Here is a 13,431-nt window from a genome sequence, read left to right as displayed (position 1 = left end):
CCTTCATATCTGCCAGCAATTTTTTGAACAGGTTAATGTTCAAACCACCACAAAGCCCGCGGTCAGTCGAAACGACCAGGTAGCCGACGCGCTTAACGTCACGCTCATCCAGGTAAGGGTGCTTGTATTCCAGATTACCGAGAGCAAGGTGACCAATCACTTTGCGCATGGTATCTGCATACGGACGGCTGGCCGCCATGCGTTCCTGCGTTTTACGCATTTTGGAGGCGGCGACCATTTCCATCGCTTTGGTGATCTTCTGCGTATTTTTTACGCTTCCAATCTTGGTACGTATCTCTTTTGCACCGGCCATTAGCTTCTCCTCAAAGCCTTGCGGCCTGCCTTTTCAGACAAGCCGCCAGACATTACCAGGACTGGGTTGCTTTAAACGTTTCGAGGAGGCCTTTCAGCTTCTCTTCGATTTCGTTATTAAAGTTGCCCGCTTGGTTGATTTCAGCCATCAGCTCGGCGTGATCGCGGTCTGCGAACGCCAGCAGAGCGGCTTCGAAGCTGCCGATTTTCGCCAGTTCAACGTCGTTCAGGAAGCCGCGCTCAGCAGCAAACAGCACCAGACCCTGTTGCGCGACAGACATCGGCGCATACTGTTTCTGTTTCAGCAGCTCGGTCACTTTCTGACCGTGGCTCAGCTGTTTACGCGTTGCATCGTCCAGATCGGATGCGAACTGAGAGAACGCAGCCAGTTCACGATACTGTGCCAGAGCGGTACGGATACCACCGGACAGTTTCTTGATGATCTTGGTCTGTGCAGCACCACCAACACGGGATACAGAGATACCCGGGTTAACGGCTGGACGAATACCGGAGTTGAACAGGTTTGATTCCAGGAAGATCTGACCATCAGTAATCGAGATTACGTTGGTCGGAACGAACGCAGAAACGTCACCCGCCTGAGTTTCGATGATTGGCAGCGCGGTCAGAGAACCGGTCTGGCCTTTCACAGCACCGTTAGTGAAACGCTCAACGTAGTCAGCGCTTACGCGTGATGCACGCTCCAGCAGACGAGAGTGGAGATAGAACACGTCGCCTGGGAATGCTTCACGACCTGGTGGACGGCGCAGCAGCAGTGAAATCTGACGGTAAGCAACAGCCTGCTTAGACAGGTCATCGTATACGATCAGGGCATCTTCACCGCGGTCACGGAAGTACTCACCCATTGCGCAACCGGCGTATGGCGCCAGGTATTGCAGTGCAGCGGATTCAGAAGCAGAAGCCACAACGACGATGGTGTTAGCCAACGCGCCGTGTTCTTCCAGCTTACGTACCACGTTAGAAATGGTTGACGCTTTCTGGCCAATCGCAACGTAGACACACTTGATGCCTGAATCGCGCTGGTTGATGATGGCGTCGATTGCCATTGCGGTTTTACCGGTCTGACGGTCACCGATGATCAGCTCACGCTGGCCACGGCCGATTGGAATCATCGCATCGACAGATTTGTAACCGGTCTGAACAGGCTGGTCTACTGACTGACGGTCGATAACGCCCGGTGCAATCACTTCAACAGGCGAGAAGCCGTCGTTGTCGATTGCGCCTTTACCGTCGATCGGTGCACCCAGGGTGTTCACCACACGGCCCAGCAGGCCACGGCCAACTGGAACTTCAAGAATACGGCCAGTACATTTAACCTTCATGCCTTCGGCGAGGTCAGCGTACGGGCCCATCACTACTGCACCAACCGAGTCACGCTCGAGGTTCAGTGCGATAGCGTAACGGTTGCCCGGCAGGGCAATCATCTCACCCTGCATCACATCGGCCAGGCCGTGTACGCGGATGATACCGTCACTTACAGAAACAATAGTACCTTCGTTGTGAGCTTCGCTCACCACATTGAACTGAGCAATGCGCTGCTTGATCAGTTCGCTGATTTCGGTGGAATTCAGTTGCATATGCTCCAGTCCCCTTAAGACTGCAAGACGTCTGCCAGACGATCAAGACGGCCGCGTACGCTACCATCAATGACCAGGTCACCCGCACGGATAACCACACCTGCCATTACAGACTTGTCAATTTTGCAATTCAGCTTAACTTTGCGTGACAGACGTTTTTCCATCGCGGCGCTGATTTTACTCAGCTGGCTGTCACTCAGGGTACTGGCAGAAATCACATCCACTTCGGCGGTCGCTTCATAAGCGTCACGCAGTTGGATGTACTGTTCCAGTACCGCTGGAAGTGCTGTCAAACGTCCGTTTTCCGCCATTACCTTAATCAGGTTCTGAGCGGGTTCATCAAGTTGATCGCCACATACCGCGTTGAAAGAAGCAGACAAAGCTTCCGGCGCGAGCGCACCGGAAAGAAGATCTGCCATCTGTTCGTTGCGAGCCACTTCAGCGGCAAACGCCAGCATGGTCTGCCAACGATCGATACTTTGATGCTCAACAGCAAAGTCAAAAGCTGCTTTGGCGTAGGGGCGAGCTACAGTAATCAGATCAGACATCAGCCCCTCCCTCCTTACAGTTCAGCGACCAGTTTATCAACGATGTCGCTGTTAGCAGCTTCATCCACGGAACGTTCGATGATTTTCTCGGCGCCAGCTAATGCCAGCAACGCGACTTGCTTACGCAGCTCTTCACGGGCACGTGAACGCTCGGCTTCGATTTCTGCCTGCGCTTGTGCCACGATGCGGTTACGTTCAGTCTCAGCTTCGGTTTTCGCTTCGTCCAGAATCTGTGCACGGCGTTTGTTCGCCTGCTCGATAATGACCTGAGCGTCTTCTTTCGCTTTTTTCAGCTGGTCGGTCGCATTGGCCTGCGCGAGATCTAAATCTTTCTTCGCGCGCTCAGCAGAAGCAAGGCCATCAGCAATTTCTTTCTGACGCTTCTCGATGGCAGCCATGATCGGCGGCCATACGTACTTCATGCAGAACGCGACAAACAGAATGAACGCGATGGCCTGGCCGAGGATTGTTGCATTAATGTTCACAGCACAATGCCTCTTATTAAGTTAACTTGCTCTGCCGCTATCAGCGATAAACGGCAGAATCCGTTCCTCATCACACCGGGTGCCATGAGTGAACAAGGCTACCAGGTTTAGGCGACCGCAAACATCACGTAGAGACCCAGACCTACAGCGATCATTGGGATTGCATCCACCAGACCCATTACAACAAAGAACTGCGTACGCAGCAGAGGAATCAGATCCGGTTGACGCGCAGCGCCTTCCAGGAATTTGCCTCCGAGGATGCCGATACCGATCGCAGCACCGATTGCCGCCAGGCCCATCATCACAGCGGCAGCCATGTACAGCAGATCCATATTCAGGTTTTCCATGACAGTCTCCAGTTTGTTTCAGTTAAAAGCTTAGTGTTGAGATAAAAAAATCAATGTTCTTCAGATGCCATCGACAGATAGACGATCGTGAGGACCATGAAAATGAAAGCCTGCAGCGAAATGATCAGGATGTGGAAAATGGCCCATGGCACATTCAACACCCACTGCGACCACCACGGCAGCAAGCCGGCAATCAGGATAAAGATCAGTTCACCCGCATACATGTTGCCGAACAGTCGCAGACCGAGTGAAACCGGTTTAGACAGCAGGCTAACACCTTCAAGAATCAGGTTGATTGGGATGAAGATCGGGTGATTAAAAGGCTGCAGCGTCAGTTCTTTGGTGAAGCCGCCAATGCCTTTCATTTTGATGCTGTAGAACAGAATCAAAATAAAGACGCCCAACGCCATAGACAGCGTGATGTTCACATCTGCAGACGGCACAACGCGCAGCGCTGGCAGGCCAAGATAGTGCTCACCGATAAACGGCAGCAAATCGATAGGCAGCAGATCCATGAAGTTCATCAGGAAGACCCAGACAAAAATTGTCAGAGCCAGCGGGGCGATAAGTTTGCTTTTACCGTGGTACATGTCGCGAACGTTGTTATCAACGAAACCGACAACCAGTTCGATAGCCGCTTGAAGTTTCCCTGGCACACCGCTGGTGGCGCTTTTTGCCACTTTACGGAACAACACCAGGAAAAGCAGTCCCAGTACCACAGAGAAAAACATGGAATCGATATTTAATACCCAGAACGTCGCAGGAGCGTCGTGCGGATTCACCAACTCGAAAGTACGCAGGTCCAGCTGAAGGTTATTCAGGTGGTGACCTATGTATTCTTGCGGAGTAGAGATTTCTCCAGCAGCCATGATGCCTCTTACCCTTTGTTGTTAATTACAGCCGGCGCGACGATCTGCACCACCAGCACCGATAACCAAGTGATTGCGAGAGGCCAGAAGACCGCTCCAAACACACCTAACGCCACCATGAGAAGAATGACTGTCGTGAAGACCTTCAACACTTCACCGAGGGCGAAGCTCCAGGCCACACGACCTTTGGCAGGCGTTTGATCCTGCAGGCGCCAGGCTAAAAACATAAACAACACATTCGGCAGCCAGGCTGCCGCTCCACCCGCGATGGCGGAGGCGCCCCAGATAACATCTTTCAGAGTAAAGAGTGCACCGATGATGACAAACGTCACCAGCTGGATCACCAGCACGGTCCGGGCTAATTTCACACTGTAAAGAGACACTGACATGGCGTTGAACTCTCCTGCCCCGAACGGGGTATGTCGCGTGTCGTATAAGACTGCCTTTACTCATTTGAGTCAAGCAGCAAAAGCCGTGCAAATTATACGGGCGCCACCTGCGATTTCAATCGGTAAGTAGCGAAAAGGTGAACAATTATTTAAATTTCTTTCTGGAGGGCTATTTTTCAAAACATCACCTTCCACTATGACTCAGCTAAATCGCTGAAATTGCCTTGTTGGCTTGCTTTTAAAGCGTGCTTCAGATCACATTATAGGCAATAGGCTGGCGAATGAATTTGTTTTAAGCATGAATTTTAAGATTTCAAAAGTGATGAAAGCTGTTTTTTATCATAACGATAGAATTATCCATCCGGTATCAGGTCATGATTTTCGATAAAAACACTCTATTGACATCGTACATCGCAATAAAAACGTAAAACTGATATTACGCACGCCGATTTATTGCAGAGTTATATTTTCTGACGTGACTATTTGCGCAGGTAAATACAGCCAATAAAGTGATCTAACTGATAATGAAATGTGAAATGTTCGTTAAATGTAACAGAGCTTTTCGGATAATTTCCGTGGCGCTTGTTAACCGTCTCACCCTGCCCTGCCGAATAAAAGCTTTTGACTAAAAGTGTTCAACTGCTGTTTTTTTATTCAGGACGTTTTCACTGACTAAAGGTGCGGTTGGTGTTAAATCCGCACCTTCTTTATGGCTATTGGCGAGACAGCACCACTAAATGACGTTCACCATCCAGTTCTGGCACATGCAGTGATTCAATCTTCTCCACCACAAAGCCCGCAGGCAAGGCTGAAATTTCATCATCCGGACGCACCCCCTTCAGTGCGTAGAAGCGGCCTGAGGTGCCCGGTAAATGATGGCACCAGTTCAGCATGTCTTCCAGCGAAGCAAAGGCACGGCTGATAACGCCATCAAACGGTGGTTCTGCGGGGAACTCTTCCACACGACTTTGTACCGGGGTGATGTTAGTGAGCCCTAACTCATGTTGTACCTGACGCAGGAAACGGATGCGTTTTCCCAGGCTATCCAGCAGCGTAAAATGCGCCTGCGGACGGACAATGGCTAACGGAATCCCTGGCAGACCCGGCCCGGTGCCCACATCAATAAACCGCTCGCCTTGTAAATGCGGTTCGACGACCACGCTGTCGAGAATATGGCGCACCAGCATCTGCTGCGGATCGCGCACCGATGTCAGGTTGTACGCCTTGTTCCACTTATGCAGCAATTCTACATAGCCGACGAGCTGCTGTTTTTGTTGATCGGTAAGTGAAATATTTGCCGCATCGAGCAGCTGGGAGAGTTTGTTAATCACAAGGAACGTTCCATAAACGGGGGCGAGTGACCTCGCCCCAGGGTCGATCAGGCACTTTTACGCAGCAGGCCCTGTTTTTTCAGGTAAATCAGCAAAATGGAGATCGCTGCTGGTGTAATGCCTGAAATACGCGAGGCCTGCCCAATGGAGGTAGGTTTGTGATCGTTGAGTTTGGCGATCACTTCATTCGACAAGCCATTAACCTGACGATAGTCGAGATCGCCAGGCAGCAAGGTGTTTTCGTTGCGTTGCTGGCGGTCAATTTCTTCCTGCTGGCGTGCAATGTACCCTTCATACTTCACCTGAATCTCAACCTGCTCTGCAGATTGCTCGTCAGATAATGCCGGGCCATAACTCGGTAACGTCATCAGCAGTTCGTAGGTCATTTCCGGGCGACGCAACAGATCTTCACCGCTGGCTTCTTTCGTCAGTGGCGCACTGATGACGCTATTCACTTCGCCCACATTGTCTGATTTCGGATGTACCCACAGATCGCGCAGGCGCTGGCGCTCCTGCTCAATCGCTTCCAGCTTCTGGTTATAACGCGCCCAACGCGCATCATCGACCAGACCCAACTCGCGGCCTTTTTCTGTCAAACGCAGATCGGCGTTGTCTTCGCGCAGCATCAAACGATATTCCGCGCGCGAGGTAAACATGCGGTACGGCTCTTTGGTGCCGAGCGTGCAGAGATCGTCAACCAGCACACCGAGATAAGCCTGGTCGCGGCGCGGCGCCCAGCCCTCTTTGTCTGCTGAGGCACGTGCAGCGTTCAAACCGGCCAGCAAGCCCTGCGCCGCAGCTTCTTCATAGCCGGTGGTGCCGTTAATCTGACCGGCAAAGAACAGCCCGTGGATAAATTTGCTTTCCAGCGTCGGCTTCAGATCGCGCGGATCGAAGAAATCGTACTCGATGGCATAGCCTGGGCGCACAATCTTTGCGTTCTCCAGACCTTTCATCGAACGGACGATCTGCATCTGTACGTCAAACGGCAAGCTGGTGGAGATACCGTTCGGGTAGATCTCGTTGCTGGTCAGCCCTTCCGGTTCAAGGAAGATCTGATGCGCATTACGATCGGCAAAGCGCATCACTTTGTCTTCGATCGATGGGCAGTAACGTGGTCCGATCCCTTCAATGATCCCGGCATACATCGGGCTGCGATCGAGGTTATTGCGGATCACATCGTGCGTTTGTTCGTTGGTATGGGTGATCCAGCATGGAACTTGTTGCGGATGCTGAGAAACATTACCCATAAACGAGAACACCGGCATTGGCGTATCGCCATGCTGTGGTGTCAGCACCGAAAAATCGATGGTGCGTGCGTCAATACGGGGCGGCGTACCAGTTTTCAGACGATTTACGCGCAGCGGCAAAGCACGCAGGCGTTTCGCCAGTGGAATGGATGGCGGATCGCCAGCACGGCCACCGCTGTAGTTATCCAGACCAATATGAATTTTGCCGTCAAGGAATGTCCCGACTGTCAGCACCACACTTTTGGCACGGAATTTCAGGCCCATCTGCGTGACAGCACCGACGACGCGATCGTTTTCCACAATCAGATCGTCAACGGCCTGCTGGAAGATCATCAGGTTCGGCTGGTTCTCCAACGCCGTACGTACTGCCTGGCGATAGAGCACGCGGTCGGCTTGCGCACGCGTTGCCCGCACAGCAGGGCCTTTGCTCGCGTTTAGTATCCTAAACTGAATACCAGCCTGGTCAATTGCTGTCGCCATCAAACCGCCTAAGGCATCCACTTCCTTCACCAGGTGTCCTTTCCCAATGCCACCAATCGCCGGGTTGCAGGACATTTGTCCAAGCGTATCAATGTTATGGGTGAGTAACAGCGTTTGCTGACCCATTCGGGCAGCGGCCATCGCGGCTTCTGTGCCCGCATGACCACCACCGATTACGATGACGTCAAAAGGATCTGGATAAAACATGAAGTGGGTCCTCGTTAATGTTCGGACAGGGATCATTGCCCTGGGCGGTGGATTCTACTGAAATTCTGTCGACTGCGAAAGCCGCGGGATCCTGCGGTTTAAAAGAAAGGATCTTTATTCTTTTATATGATCTCTCTGTTAGATCTCTTATTAGGATCGTCAGGGTCTGTTGATAACCCCGAAAAGCAAAGCATTAACAGAGGATTAGAGAGGATCGCTTGCTGTGAATGATCGGTGATCCTGATCCGTATAAGCTGGGATCTAAATGGCGACTTATACACAGCCGAAAAAAGCATCACGGGTTGTTATTGGGATAACTACCGGTTATACGCAAGATTAAGGCTGTGTTATCCACAGAAAATGGCATAAAAAAAACAATAAAACAGCGAAATAAACTGGGGATCGTTCACTTTTCCCGATCCCCAACCGGCAAAGATCGTCTTAAATTTGCGTTTTCCAGGTCTCAACCCACACTTCAGCCGGATCCTCAGGAATCTCATGTTCGAGAACGTCGATCTCCAGGCGATCGCCAATGCGTTTGGCGCCTAACTGGTTGAGTTGATCTTCCAGCAGTTTAATGGCACCGCAGAAAAGGTCATATTCATGGTTGCCGATACCCACTGCGCCATAACGTACCGCGGAAAGGTCCGGCTGCGTCTCCTGCAAGGCTTCATATAAAGGAAGCAGATTGTCTGGCAGTTCGCCTGCACCGTGCGTGGAAGTCACAATCAGCCAGATCCCTTCCTGTGGCAGCTCGTCCAGCTCTGGCCCGTGCAGCACCTCGGTTGAAAAGCCCGCTTCCTGCAGTTTTGCTTCCAGATGTTCGGCGACGTATTCGGCGCTGCCAAGGGTACTGCCACTGATTAAGGTAATATCGGCCATGATCTTCTCCCGCACTAAAGGCGAGCATTGTACGCTGTGATCAAGCCGTGATCCACCTGTGGAAAACAGGGTTAATAACAGAAAGCATTAGCCGACAAGGCGCATCACACAAGTGATCCGCCTGGGAAAAGGTTGTGCACAGGAAAGAGAGGGAATTACGGCTTGATGGTACGCATGATCGGGTTTTGCAGCGAGATCAGGGTTTCGGTGGACTGGATTTCGTCTATGGTCTGGATCTTGTTGATCAACACCTGCTGAAGTGCATCGATGGATCGGCACATCACCTTAATAAAGATGCTGTAGTGGCCGGTGGTGTACCAGGCTTCTACCACTTCATCCAGCGCTTCCAGCTTGCTGAGTGCTGCGGGATAATCGCGGGCGCTTTTCAGAATGATGCCGATAAAACAGCAGACATCAAAACCCAACTGACGAGGATCGATTTCAACACGAGTGCCCAGGATAATGCCTGCCTGGCGCATTTTTTCTACGCGTACGTGAATGGTGCCGGGGCTGACATTGAACTGTTTGGCCAGCTCGGCATATGCGGTGCGCGCGTTTTCCAACAGCGCATTGAGAATGCCGCGATCAAGGTTATCCAGTTGCAGTTGTTCTGCCATCATCCATCCTCTTTAAGTTCTTCTTCTATGAACAGTGGAGAATGTGCAGCAAATTAGCAGTGCAGGCAAGGTGCAGACCGCGTGGTAGCCGCAGTCTGCACGCTTTTTTTATCGCTTACGCCAGATTGTGAGCTGCGCTTCGGTATGTTGATACTTGCGCGCCGTCTCGCGGATCACAAACGGCACATCCTGCGGCGGCACCACTTCTTCAAAGGCATCACGCAGCAAACGCTGCAATGCCTGATAGGTCGTCAAAGCTTCACCGTTCTCACGCACGCCGCCCAGCCAGTTCTCCTTCGGCGTGAATTCCTCCAGCCAGGTATAAGGCGACGAAAGCACCAAAAGCCCGCCAGAGCGGATCATCGGGATGACGTCCTGCAGGAAACGTTTTGGCTGACGCAGACGATCGATCAGGTTTGAAGCCAATACCAGATCGTAACGATCCGGCTGCGGTTTAAGATTACAGGCGTCGCCCTGCACAAACTGAATGCGCGCCGCTTGCTCGTCACTAACATTGAAGTCCTTCAGGCGCACCTGGCGATATTCCACCAGCTCGCCCTCTTCCGGCACCACATAGCGGAAGTCCTCACCGGAGGTCAGCTGCAGCGCCACATCAATAAAGCGCGCGGAATAATCCATGCCAGTAACCGTCGCGAAATGGCGTGCCAATTCAAAACTGGCACGGCCGGTCGCGCAGCCGAGGTCCAGAGCCACACCGCGTTGCTTGCAGTGCGGCAGCAGTTTTTCCACCAGCGCCACGGCGTAATTCGGCACGTTGTAGTAGCCCGGTCCGTACTGGAAATCGAGATACTGTGACACCATGCTGTCCGTTTCATACGGATTGAGTGCCATGGTCTCTTCATGTGAGGAGACCACATAGCGGAAACCGGCGTGCTGGAAGAAATGACGACGGAAGGCATAACGAGCCGATTTTAACGCCTCGTTGCCGGTGGAAATCCAACTGCCACCTTTAATCAGCGCGTGTTTGCCATCAAAGGTCGGCGTTGAGAAATCGTCATACAGCGGATGAACTTTGAAACCTTCGAAACCGTTAGTTGGCGTTGTGGTCCACTGCCAGACGTTGCCAACAATGTCGAAAAACTCGCCCTGCGCAAAGCGATCCACAGGACTGGATGAAGCCCAATAGGCCAGATTGATATTGCCGGGCGCCTCGATCCAGTCGGGCTGATCGCCGCTCACCTGTTCGCGTAGCTGCATCCATTCGGCTTCACAAGGGAGTTGAATAGATTTACCCGTCTCTTCCGCCAGCCAGCGACAAAACGCGGCGGCTTCAAGCTGATTCACTTCCGCTGGCCAGTCCCACGGCAGAGCGACTTCTTCAGCCATTAAGCGCAGTTTCAGCTGATCGGGTTGCGATATGTCACCCAGCCAGAAAGTGGGCATTTGCGCGCCAGAGAATTCACGCCAGCCCCAGCCTTCCTCATCCCACCAGCGCTGATCCTGATAGCCGTTAGCGGCGATAAAGCGATAAAACTCGGCGTTGCTGACCAGCATTTTACTGGCCTTAAATGGTTTGAGTTCAGTTACCTGATTGCCGTATTCGTTATCCCAGCCGTAAGTGTCATCCGTTTTGCCTTGTTGCACGCGACCGCCAGGCATCGCAATCAGCGAGTTATCTGGAACCGATGCGCGATCGTGGCGCGCCTGCGGACAAACCGGCCAATGCGCCTGCGGTTTTACCCATTCTATCGGTAGCTGGCGGATCAGCACGCTGGAGGTTTCCAGGTGGATACGCTCATGTTCAATGCCCATCAATACCACCCAAGCCGGGCTTTCCCAGGTGATCGGCAGTTCCAGCGGCATGGTGCGAATAAACTCGCTCACCAGGTTTTTGACTTTTCCACGGTAGTCACGCACCTCTTCGACCGTCGGCCAGGCGTAATGGCTGTCGTTGAGATCGTCCCAGCTCATCTCGTCCACGCCGATTGCCATCATGGCTTCGATGCGATCGTCCACGCGGTTGTCCAGATAGCGACCCGCCATCAGCTTATTCATATAGAACGTAGCGGTGTGGCCAAAGTAGAAGATCAACGGATGGCGTAATGAGATCGCTTTGTTGAAATACGCGCGTTCGTCGGCAAGGCAATCAAACAGGCTTTCGTACAGCTCCCAGGTTTGGGTGAAATACGCCAGCAGCTCGCTCCGTTTTTGTTCGGCGTTTTGGCCGGAGAGCTGCAAAGTGCGGGTCGGTGCAGGAAGTTGGGCGGTGTTCACAAGATGCTCCAGATGCTCAGTGTGCGAACTATTCACTATAGCAAATAAGCATTTCTGCCAGATGAATTAGCGTTTCCAGCGGCGCAGCAGGCGGCTTTTCAGTCCGGTATCGAAGCGCCAGATATGATCGAAGATACGCAGAATGCCCGGTTTACCGTGAAGCGACATCGCCACCGCGTGGAAACGTTGTTGATGCTGGCGCTGGCGTTGCTTGATCGCGTTGATGGTGTCATCCGGTAAACGCTGGGCGATAAAATCCGACACGATCACCGCATCGGCCTCATCCCAGACGCTGCCCTCCATACGTTTAACCACCGCAGCAAGGCAAGCCGCCAGATCGGTGCCACCACGAAAACGTTGGCTAAGAAAACGGATAGCCTGCTCAATGCCGCTATCGGCAGTGAGTTCGTAGCCAATCACTTCGTGAGCGAACAGCATGATGTAGCAGCGGCGCTTATCGGCTAATGCCACCTTTAACAGCGCAAGGCAGAAGGCTTTGGCGCAGCGTTCGTTGAATCCTCCCATTGAACCCGAAGTATCGACGCAGACGATAAATGGCCCGCGCGGCTGCGCTTCATGTTGCTGGTGGCTGACCGGGCGCAGTGTGACTTTCTCGTGCCAGGCATCACCTTGTAACTGGTAAGTCAGCAGGCGTTTTTCCACCAGGCGACGATAAAATTCCAGCTCCAGCTCGCTAATACTCAAGGCAGCCAGTTCGGGCGGCAGCAAGCGCAACACATCGTCGCTCTGATGAATGCCGCTGACCTCTTCCGGCACATGATCGGGCTCGCGCACCAGTTGGTGAAATTCTTCCAGCGGTGCATCCTGCGACGGCACCGATTTGGCTTCGCGGCTGCGGCCCAACTGCTGCGCCAGTTTCATTAATTCCGGCTGCTGTGCGAGGAAATCACCATATTGCACAATCAGCTCATAATCACCGTGCTGAAGTGACGCTTTGCTCATATCCCACAAACGTCCGGCTGCGGCTTCATCATCGTCGGTAAGGATTGGCGCCAGCTGGCCACTGATTGCCATCCGTTGCTGCAGCTCGGCCATCAGACGCTCGCGTTGTTCTTCCAGGAGGGTTTCATTCAGCGTAAGAGTCTGCAGCGTCAGGCTCAGTCGCCAGCGTTGCAAAAATAGCGTGTGTTGCGCATTACTCAGTTGTTCAGTTTCGTTGTGCAGCAAAAGCTTGCTGGCCTCTTCGATAAACGGCGAGGGCAGGTTTTTTAGCTGCGACATGATGTGGGGAAGCTGGTGGCTGAAATCCTGCGTGCTGATCAATTGCATTTGCTGAAACAGCTGAAACTCCTGCGCCAGCGCTTCCGGCACCGGCGTGGTTTTCATCTGTTCCGCGATTTCAGTGCGCCAGCGGGGTAAATCGCGCATTAAGGCTTGTTTCATGCGCGGAAATTTTTCAAAGAACAGCGCCAGCTGTGGCGACGCGAGCAGGGCCAGAATCAACTCTTCGATTAACTCCGTTTCGCCAATCGATAACAGCGTGCTCAGCGTCTCCAGTGAGATCATTTACGCGCCTGTTTCAGCTGTTCTGCCACATCCTGCAGGCTGGTTTCAATACGTGCCAGCCAGTCATCGCTGATAAACAAGCACCGCTGGTGCTGGCTAAACAGCGTGCGCTGTGCGCGGAGCTGGGTATCCAGCGCTTCGTATTCATCCTGGATTTCCTGCGGCATGTCGCTACTGTTGCTGGCTCCGGGCAATGTTAAGCGTGTGGATTGCAGGCTGACATCGCGTAGCGTCAGGCAGTGATGCGCATCCACCAGCAGATCCAGCGTCTGGCCAAAACCAATGCCATTCAGTTTGCCGCGAATTTCACCGCCTTTAATCAGCCACTGGGTTAAGGCTTCACGGGCAATCAGCACA

The 13,431-nt window shown here is 52.8% G+C and carries 14 protein-coding genes; all 14 read right to left on the bottom strand.

Annotation, left to right across the window (positions count from 1 at the left end; all coding sequences use genetic code 11):
* Positions 1-313: F0F1 ATP synthase subunit gamma (locus H7A81_RS20055; protein WP_182058512.1), on the bottom strand; the 313-nt coding region annotated here is incomplete at its 3' end.
* A gap of 52 nt (positions 314-365) precedes the next feature.
* A complete protein-coding gene (gene atpA / locus H7A81_RS20050) occupies positions 366-1,907 on the bottom strand; it encodes a F0F1 ATP synthase subunit alpha (protein WP_058961695.1) in 1,542 nt (513 codons plus the stop codon).
* Positions 1,908-1,921: 14 nt separating this feature from the next.
* Positions 1,922-2,455: a F0F1 ATP synthase subunit delta gene (gene atpH / locus H7A81_RS20045; protein WP_034830043.1), complete on the bottom strand. Its 534-nt coding sequence runs from the start codon at positions 2,453-2,455 to the stop codon at positions 1,922-1,924.
* A gap of 14 nt (positions 2,456-2,469) precedes the next feature.
* Positions 2,470-2,940 carry a F0F1 ATP synthase subunit B gene (gene atpF, locus H7A81_RS20040; protein ID WP_034830044.1) on the bottom strand — a complete coding sequence of 157 codons (471 nt, stop codon included), beginning with the start codon at positions 2,938-2,940 and terminating at the stop codon, positions 2,470-2,472.
* Between the two features lie 107 nt (positions 2,941-3,047).
* On the bottom strand, positions 3,048-3,287 hold the full coding sequence (gene atpE / locus H7A81_RS20035; protein ID WP_003849523.1) for a F0F1 ATP synthase subunit C: 240 nt from the start codon (positions 3,285-3,287) through the stop codon (positions 3,048-3,050).
* A gap of 50 nt (positions 3,288-3,337) precedes the next feature.
* Positions 3,338-4,156 carry a F0F1 ATP synthase subunit A gene (gene atpB / locus H7A81_RS20030; protein ID WP_034830046.1) on the bottom strand — a complete coding sequence of 273 codons (819 nt, stop codon included), beginning with the start codon at positions 4,154-4,156 and terminating at the stop codon, positions 3,338-3,340.
* 8 nt (positions 4,157-4,164) lie between these two features.
* Positions 4,165-4,545 (bottom strand): F0F1 ATP synthase subunit I, encoded by a 381-nt coding sequence (gene atpI / locus H7A81_RS20025; protein ID WP_034830047.1) that lies wholly within the window; start codon positions 4,543-4,545, stop codon positions 4,165-4,167.
* Between the two features lie 713 nt (positions 4,546-5,258).
* On the bottom strand, positions 5,259-5,876 hold the full coding sequence (rsmG, locus tag H7A81_RS20020; RefSeq protein WP_038643976.1) for a 16S rRNA (guanine(527)-N(7))-methyltransferase RsmG: 618 nt from the start codon (positions 5,874-5,876) through the stop codon (positions 5,259-5,261).
* Positions 5,877-5,923: 47 nt separating this feature from the next.
* Entirely contained in the window at positions 5,924-7,813 is a 1,890-nt protein-coding gene (gene mnmG, locus H7A81_RS20015) for a tRNA uridine-5-carboxymethylaminomethyl(34) synthesis enzyme MnmG (protein ID WP_166933374.1), read from the bottom strand.
* A 441-nt stretch (positions 7,814-8,254) separates the two neighbouring features.
* Positions 8,255-8,695 (bottom strand): FMN-binding protein MioC, encoded by a 441-nt coding sequence (gene mioC / locus H7A81_RS20010; RefSeq protein ID WP_034830052.1) that lies wholly within the window; start codon positions 8,693-8,695, stop codon positions 8,255-8,257.
* 155 nt (positions 8,696-8,850) lie between these two features.
* Complete coding sequence (gene asnC, locus H7A81_RS20005; RefSeq protein WP_034830053.1) at positions 8,851-9,312, bottom strand: transcriptional regulator AsnC; 462 nt, start codon at positions 9,310-9,312, stop codon at positions 8,851-8,853.
* 108 nt (positions 9,313-9,420) lie between these two features.
* The gene (gene ovoA / locus H7A81_RS20000; RefSeq protein WP_182058511.1) at positions 9,421-11,547 is read right to left on the bottom strand and encodes a 5-histidylcysteine sulfoxide synthase; all 2,127 of its coding nucleotides are present in this window, start codon (positions 11,545-11,547) and stop codon (positions 9,421-9,423) included.
* Positions 11,548-11,613: 66 nt separating this feature from the next.
* Positions 11,614-13,074, bottom strand: a complete 1,461-nt coding sequence (gene viaA / locus H7A81_RS19995) for an ATPase RavA stimulator ViaA (RefSeq protein ID WP_182058510.1) — start codon at positions 13,072-13,074, stop codon at positions 11,614-11,616.
* The coding region (locus H7A81_RS19990) for an ATPase RavA domain-containing protein (protein WP_182058509.1) at positions 13,071-13,431 on the bottom strand (361 nt) is incomplete at its 5' end. The genes viaA and H7A81_RS19990, both read right to left, overlap by 4 nt.

The sequence above is a fragment of the Pantoea sp. ME81 genome (assembly GCF_903970985.1).
Taxonomy (GTDB): domain Bacteria; phylum Pseudomonadota; class Gammaproteobacteria; order Enterobacterales; family Enterobacteriaceae; genus Pantoea; species Pantoea communis.
The sequence above is the reverse complement of the archived record's forward strand: the minus strand, read 5'-3'. Positions and strand labels throughout refer to the sequence as shown.